Here is a 16,142-nt window from a genome sequence, read left to right as displayed (position 1 = left end):
TGGATAGCGGGCCGGTGCCCGGACGCGGCTGACGCCGGTGCCGGTGCCCTCTCGGAAGGACCAGAGGCCGCACGGCCGCGAATTGGCCAACTGGCCGACTGGTCAAGTGGCTGAACCACGTTCGCGCCGGGTCGTCACCGGTGTCAATGACTGCGACGGAATTGGTTCGTCCACTCGGCCATTCAGCCTTTGATCCACACTGCTAGGCTCCGGCCACGGGGCAGCTGACCGAGGGGGCCCGCATGACCGACGACTCACTGCGACCGATGGCGCGTCCTCGCCTCTACGAGCAGGTGCTCGACCGGCTGAGGGCCTACGCGGTGGAGCAGAAGCTCCGCGCGGGCGACAAGCTGCCCACGGAGCGCGAACTGGCCCAGCGTCTGGGCGTCAGCCGGGCCTCCGTGAAGCAGGCCGTGGTCGTCCTGGAGGTGCAGGGGCTCGTGGAGACCCGGCACGGCGGCGGCACGTACATGGTGGGAGACACCCTCGACGCGGAACCCGTCGAACGCCTGGTGGAACGCAGGCGGCGGCTCCCCGACGTGCTCGAGGCCCGCGAGGCGATGGAGACCAAGCTCGCCGAACTCGCCGCCGAGCGCCGCACGGAGGAGGACCTGAAGGCGATGCGCGCCGCCCTGAGCGCCATGGAGGCGGACATCGCCGCCGGCGGTCACGGCGTCGAAGGCGACCGGCAGTTCCACGCGGCGGTGACCGCTGCCGGGCACAGCTCCCTTCTGGCGGAGTTCATGCGATCGATCGCCGAAGCGGTCGCGGAGAGCCGCACCGAGTCCCTGCGTCAGCCCGGACGACCCACCCGCTCCCTCGACCAGCACGTGCGCATCCTCGACGCGGTCCGGGCCGGCGACCCCGAGGCCGCGGCCGCGGCGATGCGCGACCACGTGAGGACGGTCGCCAAGGTGCGGCTCCTGGAGTGGAACCCGGACGAGAAGGCCGAGTCCCCGGACTAAGGCCTCTCGTCCGGGCTCGAGACGTGCAGTCCCGGTCCGCTCGATTCAGTCCGCCGACCGCGGCCGCCACCTTGCAGCTGCGAACCCCCTGCACGTCTGCACGGCATGCGCTTCCGTCTGCACGGCAGGCGATTCCGCAGATCGGCCGCCACGGCTGTCTGAACGGGCCTGGCCCGGGCCGGGGGCTGTCGTACCTCCCTGGTACTCATGTCCCATGAGCCAGTTCCGCGACTTCAACCTCAAGCTGCTCGTCATCGAGGAGCTCATGTACGGCCCCGAGCCGCTCCTCCCGGTCTACGACCTGCCCGCGCGGCTGGCCGAGCAGGGGATCGACGATCCCACCGGCTACGTCCTGGAGAACGGTCTCGACGCGGAGGTGCTGCCGGAGCCCCGGGCCCATTTCGAGGCCCTGGAGATACCGGCCGAGTTGCTCGCCCGCGTCGAGGAGCTGTGCTTCGACGCCGGGGCAGAGGTCTTCGGGCATTGCGCCCCCGCCTGGGACGGCGAGGACGGCCTGTTCGACGTCCGCTCGCTCGACGACCTCGCCCTGCTGCCCAACCTGCGGGAGGTCACCTTCGTCGAGGACGGTGTCCTGGCGGTGCCGGACGCGGCGGAGGTCTTCGCCGCGCGGGGCATCGAGACCGACTGAGCCCGGCACCGCGCGCGTCCGCGCCGGGTACGGACGCGCGCGGCCCCGTCCCTCGTCCGGCTCGAACACTCGCGGTCCGCTGAGAAGCCACCGCCCGACTCACGCCCTCCGTGAGGTGTTGTCACCACCTCTCGCAGGTCCTGAACGGGAGGGCCGGGTTCTCCGGCGGGCGCGCCGTCCCGTCGGCTGCCGCGGCGGCTGACGTCCGCCTGCCCGCTCCTGTCCCGCAGCCCGGCGATGAACCCGCTCAGCCGGCGGCCGCCGGCGCGGGCGGGCGGCGCTCCACCCAGTTCGTCGACTGCTCGTACGCGTAGGCCAGTTGAAGCACCTCGAAGTCGGCTCGCGGTCTGCCCACGAGCTGCAGGCCCGCGGGCAGCCCCTGCCGGCCGAACCCGGCCGGCATCCCGATCACCGGCACACCGGCCAGCGACCAGGGCACCACCGTCTCCATCCAGCGGTGGTAAGTGTCCATGCGGCGTCCGCCGACCACCTCGGGCCACCTCGTCTCCTTCGCGAAGGGGAAGACCTGTGCCGCCGGGGCGAGGATGTAGTCGTAACCACGGAAGAACTCCGCCAGCGCCGCGTACCAGCGGTCCCGCGACGCGGCCGCCTCCGTGACGTCGAGGGCGCTCAGGGCCAGTCCCCACTCGGTCTCCCACACCGCCTCGGGCTTCATCCGCTCCCGCGCGGCGGGGTCGGTGTACAGGCCGTACCGGTCCAGGGCCGCCCACCAGCGCCAGGTGAGGAACGTCCGCCAGAGCTCGTCGGCCGGGAAGTCCGGTACGGCGTCCACGACTTCGCACCCGAGCGCCTCGAAGACGGCCAGCGAGGAGCGGCACACCTCCAGCACTCCCGGCTCGGTGGCCAGCCGCCCCCGCCAGTCGCCGACCCATGCCACGCGGGTCCCCCGGAAGTCGCGTTCCAGGGGCTCCCGGAAGCGTTCGCCGCTCTCCGGGAACGCCGTCGGGGACTCCTCGTGCGGCCCCGCCATCACCGACAGCAGCCACGCAAGGTCCGTCACCGTGCGGGCCATCGGGCCGGCCACGCCCGGCTGACCGGTGAACCCGGGGCCCGGAACGCGTCCCTGACTCGGGCGCATGCCGAGCACGTTGTTGAACGCGGCGGGGTTGCGCAGGGAGCCCATGTAGTCGCTGCCGTCGGCGACCGGCAGCATCCGCAGGGCGAGGGCGCAGGCCGCTCCCCCGCTGCTGCCGCCCGCCGTGAGCGCGGGGTCGTAGGCGTTGCCCGTCGTCCCCCACACCTGGTTGTACGTCTGCGAACCCAGGCCGAACTCGGGGGTGTTGGTCTTGCCGATCACGACGGCGCCGGCGTCCCTGACGCGCCGCACGAACGGGGCGTCCCGCTCCGCGACGCGGTCCCTGTGCAGGGGCGAACCCTCCGTCCACGGCAGGCCGCGCGCCTCGGCGAGGTCCTTCACCGCGTAGGGGAAGCCGTGCATCCAGCCGCGGCTCTCGCCGCGCTCCAGCTCCCGGTCCCGCTCTCGCGCCTGCTCCAGGGAGAGCTCCGGCGCCTGGGCCCCGACGATCGCGCAGAAGTGCGGATTGACCCGTTCGATGTGCTCCAGGTATGCCCGCATGACCTCGGCGCACGTCACTTCGCGGCCCGCGACGGCCCGCGAGAGCTCCATGGCGCTCCACGAGACGATCCCTGCGGCGTCCGCCCGCCGGGGCCCCTCCGGTGTCCGCCGCGGGGCCTCGTCCGTGCGCCGCCCGTGCTCCCGGCCCGTGCGCGCTCCGCCGTCCTCCACGGCTAGTGCACCACCTCTCCCCGCAGCACGACCCTCCGCGGGGAGCCCAGCACCCCGACATCCGCCCGCGGGTCCTCCGCGTACACGACGAGGTCGGCGGGGGCTCCCTCCTCCAGCCCGGGGCGGCCCAGCCAGCGCCGGGCGCCCCAGACGGCCGCCGACAGGGCGTCCGCCGCGGGGATGCCCGCCTTGACCAGCTCGCCGACCTCCGCGGAGACGAGTCCGTGCGGCAGCGACCCGCCGGCGTCCGTCCCCGTGAAGACGGGGATGCCCGCCTCGTACGCGGCGCGGACCGTCTCGTAGCGGCGCTCGTGGAGCTGCCGCATGTGCGCGGCCCAGCGGGGGTACTTCTTGCCTCCCTCGGCGAGCTGCGGGAACGTGGCGGTGTTCACGAGGGTGGGGACGATCGCGACGCCGCGCTCGGCGAAGAGCGGGACGGTCTCCTCCGTGAGCCCCGTGGCGTGTTCGACGCAGTCGATTCCGGCTTCGACCAGGTCGCGGAGCGAGCTTTCCGCGAAGCAGTGCGCCGTGACGCGGGCGCCCTCCTCGTGGGCGGCGGCGATCGCCTCCTCCACGGCCCAGCGCGGCCAGCACGGGGCGAGGTCGCCCTCCTCACGGTCGATCCAGTCCCCCACGAGCTTCACCCAGCCGTCGCCGCGGCGGGCCTCACGCCGGGTGTAGGCGGCGAGGTCGCCGGGTTCGATCTCGTGCGCGAAGTTGCGGATGTAGCGCTTCGTGCGGGCGATGTGCCTGCCGGCGCGGATGATCCGCGGCAGATCCGCACGGTCGTCGACCCAGCGGGTGTCCGAGGGGGAGCCCGCGTCGCGCAGCAGCAGCGCACCGGCCTCCCGCTCCGTGATCGCCTGCTTCTCCGTGGCCGACTCGTCGACGGGGCCCTTGGAGCCGAGGCCCACATGGCAGTGGGCGTCCACGAGCCCGGGCAGCACCCAGCCCTCGATGACGCCCGTGTCAGGAACCGTGCCCGGGGGGCGCTCGTAGGTGATGTGCCCGCCCACCACCCACAGCTCGTCCCGGACGTCCTCGGGCCCGGCCAGCACGCGCCCCTTGATGTGGAGAATCCCGCCGTCGCTCATGGCCCGCAGCCTACGAGCCGCTCCCCCGCGTTCATACCCGGCCGGCATTTCCGGCTGCTCAGGACCGCATACGGAACGTGGCGATCCCATTGCACTCGCGGGCCTGGAGATGCGACATTGAACTCAACGGAGGAGAATGCATTCCCGGAATTCATCGAGCGTAGCCGCCCGTATTCTTGTTCCCGCTTTCCGATCGCTTAAACACTCGAATTTTCTATGGTTACCCTGACGTAATTCGAGGACCTCACAAGGTCGTTTCGAGGATGTGACAGACTCCACAGACCGCCCGCATCCTCCGGGATTATCCCTTTAAGTCGGGGCATAACGGCGCCGCCCATCTCACCTGCGCGCCTGCGCGCGATAACACAGGGACCCCTTCTCGCGTAACCCCGGCCCGCCGTGCGTTTTTGGCATCCGCTGGGTAAATTTAATACCCATGACCGCCGCACAAGCAGACCATGCACGTGCCCACAGGATTTTCCTGGAAATGCCGGAGGGACTGACACTCGACGCTCCGCGACCTGAGGACGGGGCGGCGCTGTGGCGCATCACCCGCGACTCACGGACGCTCGACCTCAACTCCTCCTACAGCTATCTCCTGTGGTGCCGCGACTTCGCAGGGACCTCCGTGGTAGCACGGGGCGCGGACGGCGAACCGGTCGGCTTCATCACCGGCTACGTGCGCCCCCGGCAGCCCCGGACGCTCCTCGTCTGGCAGGTCGCCGTCGACGAGGCGGCACGAGGCCGCGGGCTGGCCGCGGCGATGCTCGACGGGCTCGCCGCACGCGTCGCACGGGAAGCGGGGATCGACGGGATCGAGACCACCGTCACCCCGGACAACACGCCCTCGAACCGCCTCTTCACCTCTTTCGCGGCGCGCCACGGCGCCCCCGTGGAGAAGGAGGTGCTCTTCGACGCGGGCGACTTCCCCGAGAGCGGTCACGAACCCGAAGTGCTGTACCGCATCGGGCCGGTCGCGTCGCTGTCCGGCCTCGGGCCGCTCACCACGCGCTGAGCGCCCCCCGCGCATACCGCTTCGCGTCCCGAACTTCGAACAGATCCGCAACCCCTGAACTTCGCAAGGCACATCCGCAAGAAGCACTTCTCAGCACTCAACTCACTCCCAGGAGCATGCTGTGACCATCACCCAGCCGGACCTCAGCGTCTTCGAGACCGTCGAGTCGGAAGTCCGCAGCTACTGCCGCAGCTGGCCCACGATCTTCGACCGGGCCCAGGGCTCGCACATGTACGACGAAGACGGCCACACCTACCTGGACTTCTTCGCCGGTGCGGGAACGCTCAACTACGGCCACAACAACCCCGTTCTCAAACGGGCGCTGCTCGACTACCTCGAACGTGACGGCGTCGTGCACGGGTTGGACATGAGCACGACCGCCAAGCGGGCCTTCCTGGAGACCTTCCACGAGAAGATCCTCAAGCCCCGCGACATGAACCACAAGGTGATGTTCCCCGGCCCGACCGGCACCAACGCCGTCGAGGCGGCGCTGAAGCTCGCCCGCAAGGTCAAGGGCCGCGAGTCGATCGTCTCCTTCACCAACGCCTTCCACGGCATGTCGCTGGGCTCGCTCGCCGTCACCGGCAACGCCTTCAAGCGCGCCGGCGCCGGCATCCCGCTCGTCCACGGCACCCCGATGCCGTTCGACGACTACCTCGGCGGCACGACCGAGGACTTCGTCTGGTTCGAGCGGCTGCTGGAGGACCAGGGCTCCGGCCTCAACAAGCCCGCCGCGGTGATCGTCGAGACCGTGCAGGGCGAGGGCGGCATCAACGTCGCGCGCGCCGAGTGGCTGCGCGACCTGGCCGACCTGTGCGAGCGGCACGACATGCTGCTCATCGTCGACGACATCCAGATGGGCTGCGGCCGCACCGGCGCCTTCTTCTCCTTCGAGGAGGCGGGCATCAAGCCGGACATCATCACCCTGTCGAAGTCCATCGGCGGCTACGGACTGCCGCTGGCGCTCACCCTGTTCAAGCCCGAGCTGGACATCTGGGAGCCCGGCGAGCACAACGGCACCTTCCGCGGCAACAACCCGGCCTTCGTGACGGCCACGGCCGCGGTGGAGACCTACTGGACCGACAGCCAGATGGAGAAGCAGACGCTCTCCCGCGGTGAGCAGGTGGAAGCGGTTTTGCGCGCGATTTCCGAGGAACACACCGAGGACGTGGCCGACTTCCGCGGCCGCGGCCTCGTGTGGGGCCTGGAGTTCCACGACAAGGATCGCGCCGGTGCCGTCGCCAAGCGCTGCTTCGACCTGGGTCTGCTCGTGGAGACCTCGGGTCCGCAGAGCGAGGTCGTCAAGCTCCTGCCGTCCCTGACGATCACTCCCGAGGAGCTGGACGAGGGGCTGCGCGTGCTGGCGCGCGCAGTCCGCGAAACCGCGTAACTTCCCGTTCACGGCCCGCCCCGGTTGCGTCCGGGGCGGGCCGACCCCGTAATGAGAGAGAAGGGCAAGACAGAACGTGATTGTTCGTTCCATCAAGGACATCGAAGGCACCGACCGACACATCAAGTCCGCATCCGGTACCTGGGAGAGCAAGCGGATCGTGCTGGCCAAGGAGCGAGTCGGCTTCTCCCTGCACGAGACCACGCTCTACGCGGGTACGGAGACGTCGATGTGGTACGCAAACCACATCGAAGCCGTACTCTGCGTCGAGGGCGAGGCGGAACTCACCAACGACGAGACGGGTGAGAAGCACCTGATCACCCCCGGCACCATGTACCTCCTCGACGGGCACGAGAAGCACACCATGCGCCCCAAGACCGACTTCCGGTGCATCTGTGTCTTCAACCCGCCCGTCACCGGCCGGGAGGATCACGACGAGAACGGCGTCTACCCGCTTCTCACCGAACCCGCCGAGGACTGAGCTTCCAAAGCCCGGCCGCCACAGGCCGATTCGGCCGCATCAGGCCGCTCGCCCACCAATACAGGGCCGTACGAGAGGAGAGGAAGGCAACACCATGACCACCGCACCCGAGCGAACCGCCGACCTGTACCCGACTCGCGGAACCACCGAGGTGGCCACACCACGCATGGACCCGGTGGTGTGGTCCGAGCCGGGTGCCCCGGGGCCCATCGAGGCCGCGGTGCTGGCGGACTACGAGCGGGACGGATTCCTTTCGGTCGACCAGCTCATCACTCCCGATGAGGTCGACATGTACCGGCAGGAACTGAACCGGCTCACCACGGATGCGGATGTCCGTGCCGACGAGCGCTCGATCATCGAGCCCAAGTCGGACGAGATCCGCACCGTGTTCGAGGTGCACAAGATCAGCGAGCTCTTCGCCGACCTGGTGAAGGACCCGCGGGTAGTGGGCCGGGCACGGCAGATCCTGGGCTCGGACGTCTACGTCCACCAGTCCAGGATCAACGTCAAGCCGGGCTTCGGGGCCACGGGCTTCTACTGGCACTCCGACTTCGAGACCTGGCACGCGGAAGACGGCCTGCCCCACATGCGGACCGTCTCGGTCTCGATCGCGCTGACCCGCAACTACGACACCAACGGCGGCTTGATGATCATGCCGGGGTCGCACAACACCTTCCTCGGCTGCGCGGGCGAGACGCCGAAGGACAACTACAAGAAGTCGCTGCAGATGCAGGACGCCGGGATTCCCTCGGACGAGTCCCTGACCAAGTTCGCCGACGCACACGGCATCAAGCTCTTCACGGGCGAGCCGGGTTCGGCGGTCTGGTTCGACTGCAACTGCATGCACGGAAGCGGTGACAACATCACTCCGTACCCCAGGAGCAACGTGTTCATCGTCTTCAACAGCGTGGAGAACGAGGCCGTCGAGCCCTTCGCGGCACCGGTACGACGCCCCGAGTTCATCGGGGCGCGGGACTTCACGCCCGTCAGGTGACACACGACGTCACACCTGATCCCGCTGGAGAAGGGGGAGGCCGCATGGCGGCCTCCCCCTTCTCCGCGCGGCCGCCGCTCTGCTGAGATCGGCGGAGGCGACTCGGACAGCACGACAGCACAACAGCGAGGGAGCGTACGCACGCATGGCAGGCACCGCAGCCGCATACCGGGCATCCGAGGGCGGCCCCCTCGACGTCGACCGCGCGTTCTACGGACGCGCGGCCTCCGCGCTGGACGGACGGGAGCTCGTGGAGCGCTTCACCGTGCCGATCCGCTCCGGCCGGGCATGGGAGGTCCCCGCGGGGCACGTGTGCCGCCTGGTCACGGTGGACGGCCCCCAGGTCGGCGACCTCAACGTGTGGAACAGGCACGATCCCCGCGAGCGGCTGTGGGCCTCGCGCACAAGGCAGTTGCAGCGGGCGCACGTGAGCACCTACGACCGGCTGTGGTCGACGCTGCCGTTCCTGCGGCCGCTGCTGACGATCACCTCCGACACCCTCGCCGGATACGGGAGGGACGCGGAGGGCGGCAGGGTCCACGACCTGCTCGGCACGCGCTGCGACCCGTACGTCAACCGCATGCTGACCGGCGAGGACTTCGACTTCCACTGCCACTCGAACCTGGTGCGCGCCGTACTCCCGTACGGGCTCACGGAGTTCGACGTGCACGACGTCCTCAACGTCTTCCAGTGCACCGGACTCAACGACGACGACCAGTACTTCATGAAGGACTGCCCCGCGCGCCCCGGCGACCATCTGGAGTTCTTCGCCGAACTCGACCTGCTGTGCGCGCTGTCGACGTGCCCGGGCGGCGATCTGTCGGTTCCCATGTGGGGGCCTGGCTCCGACGTCGACCCCGTCGAGTTCTGCCATCCGATCGGCGTCGAGGTCTACCGCCTCGCTCCGGAGCTGCTGGAGGGCTGGACGCCCCCGGAACGGGCCGCGTACCGCAACATGCACGGCATGAGCCGTCCCGAGTGGCGGCCCTGAACCCTCCCCTTTCCAGGCGCGAGCGCCCCGAACACCATCGCCGAACGGAACAAGCGCGGCGGCCTCCCGCGGGACGCCGCCTGTCCGGGGCTTGTCCGGGGCTTGTCCGGGGCCTGTCCAGGGCCTCGGGGTCCTTCCGGATCAGGCCGCGCCACGCGCCGACCGCGCCTCTCAGCGCTCCCAGCGCCCGTCGACGCGCCGCGGCAGCCCCAGCGGGTTGGACTCGCGCAGTTCGGCCGGCAGCAGCGCGTCCGGCGCGTCCTGGTAGGCGACGGGACGGAGCCAGCGCTCGATCGCGGTGGCGCCCACGGAGGTCGAGGTGGACGTGGTGGCCGGGTAGGGGCCGCCGTGGTGCTGTGCGGGCGCCACGGCGACGCCCGTGGGCCAGCCGTTGACAAGGACGCGGCCCGCCAGCGGGGTCAGCGCCGCCAGCAGGCGCGCGCCGCGGCCGCCGTCCCCGGCCGCTTCGCCTCCGCTGAGCTGGACGGTGGCGGTCAGGTTGCCGGGCAGCCGCGAGAGCACCGCGGAGACCTCGTCGTCGTCCCGGTAGCGCGCGACGACGGTGACCGGGCCGAAGCACTCCTCCAGCAGCAACTCGTACTGCGGCTGCCCGACCTTCCCGGCGGGAACGGTGAGAACGCCGGCACCGACGGTGTGCTCGTCGTCGCCCGCGCCCGCGAGCACGGGAGCCTCGACGCCCTCCAACTCCGTCCGTGCGCTGATGCCTTCCAGGAAGGACTCGCGCATCCGGCTGTCCAGCAAGGGCCCTTGGGCCGCCTCGGCGACCTTCTCCCGCAGGGCGGACAGCAGCCGGTCGCCGTCCTCACCCTCCGGGGCGAGGACGAATCCGGGCTTCGTGCAGAACTGGCCGGTGCCCATCGTCATGGAACCTGCGAGCCCCGCACCGATCTCCTCCGCCCGCTCGGCCGCCGCGGCGGCCGTGACCACCACGGGGTTCAGGGAGCCGAGTTCGCCGTGGAAGGGGATGGGCGCCGGCCTGGCCGCAGCGGCGTCGAAGAGGGCGCGGCCGCCGCGGACGGACCCGGTGAACCCCGCCGCCGCGACGAGGGGGTGCTTGATGAGCTCCACGCCCGCCTCGAACCCGTGCACCACGGTGAGCACGTCCTCCGGCAGCCCCACCTCGGCGGCCGCGCGGCGCAACGCCGCCGCCGTCAGCTCGGACGTCGCCGGGTGGTCCGGGTGGGCCTTGACGACGACGGGGCAGCCCGCGGCGAGCGCGCTGGCGGTGTCGCCGCCGGGCACGGAGAAGGCCAGCGGGAAGTTCGAGGCGGCATAGACCGCCACGACGCCGAGCGGGATCCGGTAGCGGCGCAGGTCGGGGCAGGGCGGAGTCGCGTCGGGGTCGGCGTGGTTGACGGTGATGCCGAGGTAGGTGCCGTCCTCGATCTCGTCGGCGAAGGCCCGCAACTGGGCCTGGGTGCGGGCCAGTTCGCCCGGGAGCCGCGGCCGCCCGAGGGCGGTCTCCGCGTCCGCCGTCGTGATGATCTCCTCGCTCGCCGCGCCCAGTTGTTCCGCGGCGGCGCGGAGCAGCGCGGCGCGCACGGTGCGGTCGGCGAGCGGCTCGAGGGTGCCGTGCGCGGCGCGTACTGCCGCGTCGACGTCGACGGCTGTGGCCTCCGTGCCGACCTGCTCGCGCTGCTGTCCGGTCCTGGGGTCGACGCTCCACACTGGTGCTGCCACCGTGATTTCCTCCTGCCGCCTGCTTGTCTCCGCAGAGAGGTCGTTCGATATGCTGAACACCGTCTCTGTCAGTGAACCACTGCGGGGACCCTAAGAGTGCCGCGACGAGGGGGTCAAGGTCGATGTCAGCCGGTGAGACGGGTGCGTCGCAGGTCAAGTCCGCTGTCCGCACGGTGGAGCTGCTGGAGTTCTTCGCCGGACGGCCCGGCATGCACTCCCTCGCCTCCGTGCAGGAAGCCGTCGGGTACCCCAAGTCCAGTCTGTACATGCTTCTTCGCACGCTCGTCGATCTGGGCTGGGTCGAGACGGACTCGACGGGCACACGCTACGGCATCGGCGTGCGGGCGCTGCTGGTCGGAACCTCCTACATCGACGGCGACGAGGCCGTGGCCGCCGCCCGCCCGACGCTGGACCGGCTCTCCGAGGACACCACCGAGACCATCCACCTCGCCAGGCTCGACGGCACGAACGTCGTCTACCTCGCCACGCGCCAGTCGCAGCACTACCTGCGGCCCTTCACCCGCGTCGGGCGGCGGCTGCCCGCGCACTCCACGTCGCTCGGCAAGGCGCTGCTGGCCACGTACGACGACGAGCAGGTCCGCGAGATGCTGCCGGAGAAGCTGCCGGCCCTCACGGAGCACACCGTCACCGACCGCGAGGCGCTGATCCGGGAGCTCGCGCTGGTACGCGAGCAGGGCTACGCCGTCGACCGCGAGGAGAACACGCTGGGGCTGCGCTGCTTCGGCGTTGCCATCCCCTACCGGACGCCCGCGCGGGACGCCGTCAGCTGCTCGGTCCCCGTCGCACGGCTGACGCCCGCGCACGAGCAGATGATCAGGGACGCGCTGTTCGACGCACGGGACCGGCTGACGCTGGCCACCAGGCGCCTCTGACGGGCCGGCCGGCTCCGCACCCGGGACGAGGGGGTCTCCGCCGCCCGGCGGAGGCCGTTCGCCGTCGGGCAGGACGCCCCCGCCCCGGCGCGGCGCGAGGGTGGAGCGCATGAAGACCTCGACCGCGCGAAGCGCACGCTCCGTTCTGTGCCTGGTCGCATGGGCCGCGTGCCTGCCGTGTCTCTCGCTCAGGACCGCCTGGGTGTCCGGCAGCCACATCGGAATCCCGGAGGGAAGCCCGCTGCGCGAAGGCGGCGGGATGCTCGCCGCGGCGAACGCGCTGGGCGTGGTGCTGGACTCCTTCGTCGTCGTCCGACCCCACGGGCCGCCGTGAGCCGGCCGTGCGCCCCTCTCACGCGCTTCTCGGCTCCCTCGCCGCCCTGCTGCCCCGGGCGACGTGCACGCCATGTGGGCCGCGGGGGCCGGGCTTCGGCCTGAGCCACGAGCGCAGAGCGGCGCACGGCGCGGACACCGTCGTCAGCGAGGCGGCCTTCGCCCTCCTGCCGCTTCCCGCCGTCGCGGGCCTGCTGCCGGCGGCGCGCCGCCGCGGCGAGGGACGGCTGCTGCCGCCCCTCGTGCTCGTCTGGACCGGCTCCGGGGCGACGGCCTGCTGGGGCGGCTGGATGCTGCTCAACTCCCTTGCCGGGGTGGGAGGAACGCTCGGCGAACAGCCCACCGCCATGGTGCCGGCGCTCTACGCTGGGCAGATGCTCGTGGGACTGGGGATCGCCGCTTTCGGGGCCCGGCTGCTGGCCCGGCGCCCGGCGTACGTACGGAGAGACGCGTACGTACGGAGAGACGCGTCGGTGCCGAGCGCCGCGTCCGTGCGGAGCGCGCCTCCCTCGGAGCGGCAGCCGGCGTGATCCGGGGAAGGTGGCGGGAGGCCGGCCGGCGGCTGGCCCTGCGCTGGGTGCACCTGCTGCTCGGCGGAGCCCTGCTGATGCCGTACTTCCTGCTGGTGACGGTCGTGCTGAGCCTCGCCGTGCCGGGCATCGACGTCTTCACCGGGCTCGGCCGGCAGTTCGCCGTGTACGCGCTGTGCCTGCCGCTGATCGCGGGGACCGCGCTGCTCTTCCCGCTCGTGCGGGCGCTGGAGTCGGCCGCCGCCGGAGCGCTGTGCTCCGTCCCGCGGTCCTCGATGGTGAGCGAGCCCGCCGACTCCTGGGCGGCGCGGCGGCGTACGGCGGGCTGGTTCACCCTGCACGTCGGTGTGGGCGCCCTGGTGAGCGGCGCGAGCCTCGCTCTGCCGCCGGCGGCCGCCGTCCTGGTGCTGTATCCGCTCGTCGGGCCCCTGCGCGAGGTGGAGTGGCTCTGGCCGGACGGTACCGCCGCGTGGACGGCGCTGCCCGCCGGGCTGGCGCTGGCGGCGGCGCTGGTCGCGGCCGTCCATGCCGCGGGAGCGCTTCTCGACCGCTGCGCGCCCGTACTGCTGGGGCCAACCCCCGCGGACCGGCTGGCACTGGCCGAACGGCGCGCCGCGGAACTGGCCGTCCGCAACCGCCTGGCACGTGAGCTGCACGACTCCGTGGGACACGCGCTCAGCGCCGTGACGCTGCAGGCCGGGGCGGCGCGCCGCGTCCTCGGCTCGGACCCGCACTTCGCGCGTGAGGCGCTGGCGGCGATCGAGGAGACTGCGCGCAGCGCCGTGGCAGAACTGGACGGAGTGCTCGGCGTGCTGCGCGAGGACGACGAGCCCGCCGGGCCGGCGGCGGAGACCGGGGCTCCCGGCCGTGCCCGGGAGCCCCGGCCGCCCACCCTGGCGTCGGGTCTGGCGGGCCTGCTCCAGCGGATGCGGGCGGCCGGTGTACGGGTGGACGGCACGTTCCCGGAGGAAGCGGGAGCGGACCTCGCGGGTCTCCCGGACCGTCTCTCCCGTGAGGCGTACCGGATCGTCCAGGAAGGGCTGACGAACGTGCTGCGGCACGCGGGCCGGGTCCCCGTCGATCTGTCGATAAAGGTCCAAGCAGCCGGCCGGGGTGAGGAGTTGGTCGTCCGCGTGGAGAACCCGCTGACCGGTCCCCAGGATGCGGGCACCTCCCACGGCGGGGGCCGGCGGCGGGGCGGACGCGGACTGCGCGGCATGGAGGAACGAGCGGCCCTGCTCGGCGGCAGCGTCGAGTCGGCACCGCATGAGGGGAGTTGGCGGATGACGGCACGGCTGCCGTTGCGGAGCGGAGGGCCGGAACGGTCCGGACACGACGTCGAGCAGGCGGAGGGGACGCTGTGACGCCGTCGCCCCGGCCGGGCGGTACCGGTCACGCGGAGAGACCCGCACCGCGCGAGCTGCGGCTCGTCGTCGCCGACGACGAGCGCATGGTCCGCAGCGCGCTGCGCGCCATCCTGGGCGCTGAGGAGGACATGACTGTCGTCGGCGAGGCGGCCACGGGGGCCGAGGCCGTCTCCGTCGTACGGGCGCTGCGCCCCGACGTGGTGCTCATGGACGTGCGGATGCCGGACGTCGACGGCATCCGCGCGACGGAGCAACTGCTGGGCTCCATGGGCGAGGAGGCGCCCCGGATCGTCGTCGTGACCACTTTCGAGAACGACTCCTACGTCTATGACGCGCTCCGCGCGGGAGCGCACGGCTTCCTGCTCAAACGCGCGGCCGCCGAGGACCTGGTGCAGGCGGTGCGGCTCGTCGCCCGCAGCGAAGCGCTCCTCTTCCCGGCTGCGGTACGGAGGTTGGCCGCCCGGTACGCCCCCGGCCTCCGGCACGGGCCGGAGACCCTGCGCGCCCGGCTCACCGGCCGCGAGGCCGACGTCCTGCGGCTGGTGGCCGAAGGCCTCACCAACGCCGAGATCGCCGCCCGGCTCTCGGTCGGCCCGGCCACCGTGAAGAGTCATGTGGCCGCCATGCTTGCCAAGTTGGGCGCCCGGGACCGTACGCAGGCTGTGGTCGCGGCCTACGAGCAGGGCTTCGTCACACCGGGAACGCGTTGACGTCGGCGGCGGAGGCTCCGGGCATGCCGTCGAGGGCGTCTGCCCGTACGGAGCCGCACGCATTAACGTGACCGCATGGCTGAGTTGCTGCACATCACGGAGCGCTCCGTGTGGGAGTCCGCCCGCCCGTCCGGCCGGTACGAGATGTCGACGCGGGGGCGGACCCTGGCGGAGGAGGGCTTCATCCACTGCTCGTTGCGGCACCAACTCCCGCGAGTGGCCGAGATGTTGTACGCCGACACCGACCCGTCCGGCCTCGTCGTCCTCGTCGTCGACAGCGAGCTCCTCTCCGCACCCGTGCGTTTCGAGCCCCCTGTTCCCGACGCGGTGTGCGGTCCCGGCACGGAGGAGTTCCCGCACATCTACGGGCCACTGCCCGTGAGCGCCGTCGTCGCGGAGGAGGCGTGGCCCGGGCCGGCCGGCGAGGCGGGCTGACGGCCGGCGTGCCGCGCCCCGCGTGAACAGCCCGCCCGCCACGGGCCGTTCACCACGTGCGCGGTCTGCCGGGCGGCCTCAGGCCCCTGCCGCTCCCGACCTGTGCGGCTGCACCGCGCACCGGTCGGAGAACCCCTGGCCGACCAGGCCCAGCGCCGCGTTGATGCGGGAGCGGTGGTTCTCCACGGCGACGATCGCGGTGAGCTCGACGAAGGCGCGCTCCCCCAGCCTGCGGATCAGCTCCTCCGCCATCGCGTCGGTCACCGTGGGCTCGGTCTCGGTCATCGCCTCGGCGTACTCCATCACGAGCAGCTCGATCTCGCTGAAGCGCTCCCTGTGCTCTCGCCACACGGGCACGTACTGGACCTTCTCCATCGGCATGCCGAGGCCGTCGGCGAGCCAGTGGCCGAAGTCCATGCACCATGAGCAGCCGATGCGCGCGGCGGAGACCATCTCCGCCAGGTGCTTGAGGCCCGGGTCCAGGTCGCGCCACTTGCCGACGCCCTGCTCGTAGAAGGTTCCCGCCCGCAGCACTCTGGGGTTGTGCCCCATGGCCAGCAGCGGGTCGAGGACCTTCCCGTACTTGCGGCGGGAGTACCACTCGGCGAACCGCAGGAAGACCGTGCGCGGCGGGTCGAGCGAGATGCGGGCCATGAGCTGCTCCTTCGTTCGTGCGTCTGCCCGTGTCCGGGCCGTTCCGGCTGACACCCCTACGACGGGAGCGGTCTCGTCGATGTGACACGCGCCGCCGGGGTCGCCCGGCCGGACCCCACCGATACGGCCGGGTGACAGCGCCGCCGCCCGAAGGGCTCCGCCGCCGGGACGG

Annotated in this window: 17 protein-coding genes; 13 read left to right on the top strand and 4 right to left on the bottom strand. The window is 71.7% G+C overall.

Annotated features, from left to right (window positions below; all coding sequences use genetic code 11):
- Positions 1-242: 242 nt before the first annotated feature.
- Together H181DRAFT_RS11990 and H181DRAFT_RS11985 are read left to right on the top strand one after the other, a co-directional pair.
- The gene (locus H181DRAFT_RS11990; RefSeq protein ID WP_045864314.1) at positions 243-965 is read left to right on the top strand and encodes a FadR/GntR family transcriptional regulator; all 723 of its coding nucleotides are present in this window, start codon (positions 243-245) and stop codon (positions 963-965) included.
- A gap of 214 nt (positions 966-1,179) precedes the next feature.
- Positions 1,180-1,614 carry a DUF6892 domain-containing protein gene (locus H181DRAFT_RS11985; protein ID WP_045864313.1) on the top strand — a complete coding sequence of 145 codons (435 nt, stop codon included), beginning with the start codon at positions 1,180-1,182 and terminating at the stop codon, positions 1,612-1,614.
- Between the two features lie 247 nt (positions 1,615-1,861).
- On the opposite strand, the gene H181DRAFT_RS11980 is transcribed toward H181DRAFT_RS11985, so the two are convergent.
- Both H181DRAFT_RS11980 and H181DRAFT_RS11975 read right to left on the bottom strand, forming a co-directional pair.
- Positions 1,862-3,382 (bottom strand): amidase, encoded by a 1,521-nt coding sequence (locus H181DRAFT_RS11980; RefSeq protein ID WP_199810820.1) that lies wholly within the window; start codon positions 3,380-3,382, stop codon positions 1,862-1,864.
- 2 nt (positions 3,383-3,384) lie between these two features.
- Positions 3,385-4,476: an amidohydrolase family protein gene (locus tag H181DRAFT_RS11975; protein ID WP_045864312.1), complete on the bottom strand. Its 1,092-nt coding sequence runs from the start codon at positions 4,474-4,476 to the stop codon at positions 3,385-3,387.
- Positions 4,477-4,963: 487 nt separating this feature from the next.
- On the opposite strand from H181DRAFT_RS11975, the gene ectA reads away from it, so the two are divergent.
- The 5 genes from ectA (at position 4,964) to H181DRAFT_RS11950 (ending at position 9,347) form a co-directional block, all read left to right on the top strand.
- A complete protein-coding gene (gene ectA / locus H181DRAFT_RS11970) occupies positions 4,964-5,491 on the top strand; it encodes a diaminobutyrate acetyltransferase (RefSeq protein WP_045864311.1) in 528 nt (175 codons plus the stop codon).
- A 121-nt stretch (positions 5,492-5,612) separates the two neighbouring features.
- Entirely contained in the window at positions 5,613-6,881 is a 1,269-nt protein-coding gene (gene ectB / locus H181DRAFT_RS11965; RefSeq protein ID WP_045864310.1) for a diaminobutyrate--2-oxoglutarate transaminase, read from the top strand.
- 76 nt (positions 6,882-6,957) lie between these two features.
- On the top strand, positions 6,958-7,362 hold the full coding sequence (locus tag H181DRAFT_RS11960) for an ectoine synthase (protein WP_045864309.1): 405 nt from the start codon (positions 6,958-6,960) through the stop codon (positions 7,360-7,362).
- Positions 7,363-7,456: 94 nt separating this feature from the next.
- The gene (gene thpD, locus H181DRAFT_RS11955) at positions 7,457-8,356 is read left to right on the top strand and encodes an ectoine hydroxylase (RefSeq protein WP_045864308.1); all 900 of its coding nucleotides are present in this window, start codon (positions 7,457-7,459) and stop codon (positions 8,354-8,356) included.
- A 145-nt stretch (positions 8,357-8,501) separates the two neighbouring features.
- A complete protein-coding gene (locus tag H181DRAFT_RS11950) occupies positions 8,502-9,347 on the top strand; it encodes a DUF1989 domain-containing protein (protein WP_045864307.1) in 846 nt (281 codons plus the stop codon).
- A 171-nt stretch (positions 9,348-9,518) separates the two neighbouring features.
- Here H181DRAFT_RS11950 and H181DRAFT_RS11945 read toward each other — a convergent pair whose 3' ends face one another.
- Entirely contained in the window at positions 9,519-11,054 is a 1,536-nt protein-coding gene (locus tag H181DRAFT_RS11945) for an aldehyde dehydrogenase (NADP(+)) (protein ID WP_254666810.1), read from the bottom strand.
- 116 nt (positions 11,055-11,170) lie between these two features.
- Between H181DRAFT_RS11945 and H181DRAFT_RS11940 the strand changes: the two genes are divergently transcribed.
- From H181DRAFT_RS11940 to H181DRAFT_RS11915, 6 genes are all read left to right on the top strand, one after another.
- Complete coding sequence (locus H181DRAFT_RS11940; protein WP_045864305.1) at positions 11,171-11,941, top strand: IclR family transcriptional regulator; 771 nt, start codon at positions 11,171-11,173, stop codon at positions 11,939-11,941.
- 109 nt (positions 11,942-12,050) lie between these two features.
- The gene (locus H181DRAFT_RS11935; RefSeq protein WP_139131698.1) at positions 12,051-12,275 is read left to right on the top strand and encodes a hypothetical protein; all 225 of its coding nucleotides are present in this window, start codon (positions 12,051-12,053) and stop codon (positions 12,273-12,275) included.
- A 7-nt stretch (positions 12,276-12,282) separates the two neighbouring features.
- Positions 12,283-12,804 carry a hypothetical protein gene (locus H181DRAFT_RS11930; protein WP_045864303.1) on the top strand — a complete coding sequence of 174 codons (522 nt, stop codon included), beginning with the start codon at positions 12,283-12,285 and terminating at the stop codon, positions 12,802-12,804.
- Between the two features lie 77 nt (positions 12,805-12,881).
- A complete protein-coding gene (locus H181DRAFT_RS11925; protein ID WP_045864441.1) occupies positions 12,882-14,168 on the top strand; it encodes a sensor histidine kinase in 1,287 nt (428 codons plus the stop codon).
- On the top strand, positions 14,165-14,881 hold the full coding sequence (locus H181DRAFT_RS11920) for a response regulator transcription factor (protein WP_045864302.1): 717 nt from the start codon (positions 14,165-14,167) through the stop codon (positions 14,879-14,881). The genes H181DRAFT_RS11925 and H181DRAFT_RS11920 overlap by 4 nt, the downstream gene beginning before the upstream one ends.
- A 75-nt stretch (positions 14,882-14,956) precedes the next feature.
- Entirely contained in the window at positions 14,957-15,316 is a 360-nt protein-coding gene (locus tag H181DRAFT_RS11915; protein ID WP_045864301.1) for a DUF952 domain-containing protein, read from the top strand.
- A gap of 78 nt (positions 15,317-15,394) precedes the next feature.
- On the opposite strand, the gene H181DRAFT_RS11910 is transcribed toward H181DRAFT_RS11915, so the two are convergent.
- Complete coding sequence (locus H181DRAFT_RS11910; RefSeq protein ID WP_045864300.1) at positions 15,395-15,970, bottom strand: carboxymuconolactone decarboxylase family protein; 576 nt, start codon at positions 15,968-15,970, stop codon at positions 15,395-15,397.
- Positions 15,971-16,142: the final 172 nt, after the last annotated feature.

The sequence above is a fragment of the Streptomyces sp. WMMB 714 genome (genome assembly GCF_900090125.1).
GTDB lineage: Bacteria > Actinomycetota > Actinomycetes > Streptomycetales > Streptomycetaceae > Streptomyces > Streptomyces daqingensis.
Note: the sequence above shows the minus strand (reverse complement) of the source record. Positions and strands in the feature narration are given on the sequence as shown.

Coding starts and splice junctions, on each gene's coding strand:
- H181DRAFT_RS11940 (WP_045864305.1), top strand. CDS start 11,171: ATGTCAGCCGGTGAGACGGGTGCGTCGCAGGTCAAGTCCGCTGTCCGC.
- H181DRAFT_RS11910 (WP_045864300.1), bottom strand. CDS start 15,970: ATGGCCCGCATCTCGCTCGACCCGCCGCGCACGGTCTTCCTGCGGTTC.
- H181DRAFT_RS11950 (WP_045864307.1), top strand. CDS start 8,502: ATGGCAGGCACCGCAGCCGCATACCGGGCATCCGAGGGCGGCCCCCTC.
- H181DRAFT_RS11985 (WP_045864313.1), top strand. CDS start 1,180: ATGAGCCAGTTCCGCGACTTCAACCTCAAGCTGCTCGTCATCGAGGAG.
- ectA (WP_045864311.1), top strand. CDS start 4,964: ATGCCGGAGGGACTGACACTCGACGCTCCGCGACCTGAGGACGGGGCG.
- H181DRAFT_RS11935 (WP_139131698.1), top strand. CDS start 12,051: ATGAAGACCTCGACCGCGCGAAGCGCACGCTCCGTTCTGTGCCTGGTC.
- thpD (WP_045864308.1), top strand. CDS start 7,457: ATGACCACCGCACCCGAGCGAACCGCCGACCTGTACCCGACTCGCGGA.
- H181DRAFT_RS11990 (WP_045864314.1), top strand. CDS start 243: ATGACCGACGACTCACTGCGACCGATGGCGCGTCCTCGCCTCTACGAG.
- H181DRAFT_RS11975 (WP_045864312.1), bottom strand. CDS start 4,476: ATGAGCGACGGCGGGATTCTCCACATCAAGGGGCGCGTGCTGGCCGGG.
- H181DRAFT_RS11915 (WP_045864301.1), top strand. CDS start 14,957: ATGGCTGAGTTGCTGCACATCACGGAGCGCTCCGTGTGGGAGTCCGCC.
- H181DRAFT_RS11925 (WP_045864441.1), top strand. CDS start 12,882: ATGCCGTACTTCCTGCTGGTGACGGTCGTGCTGAGCCTCGCCGTGCCG.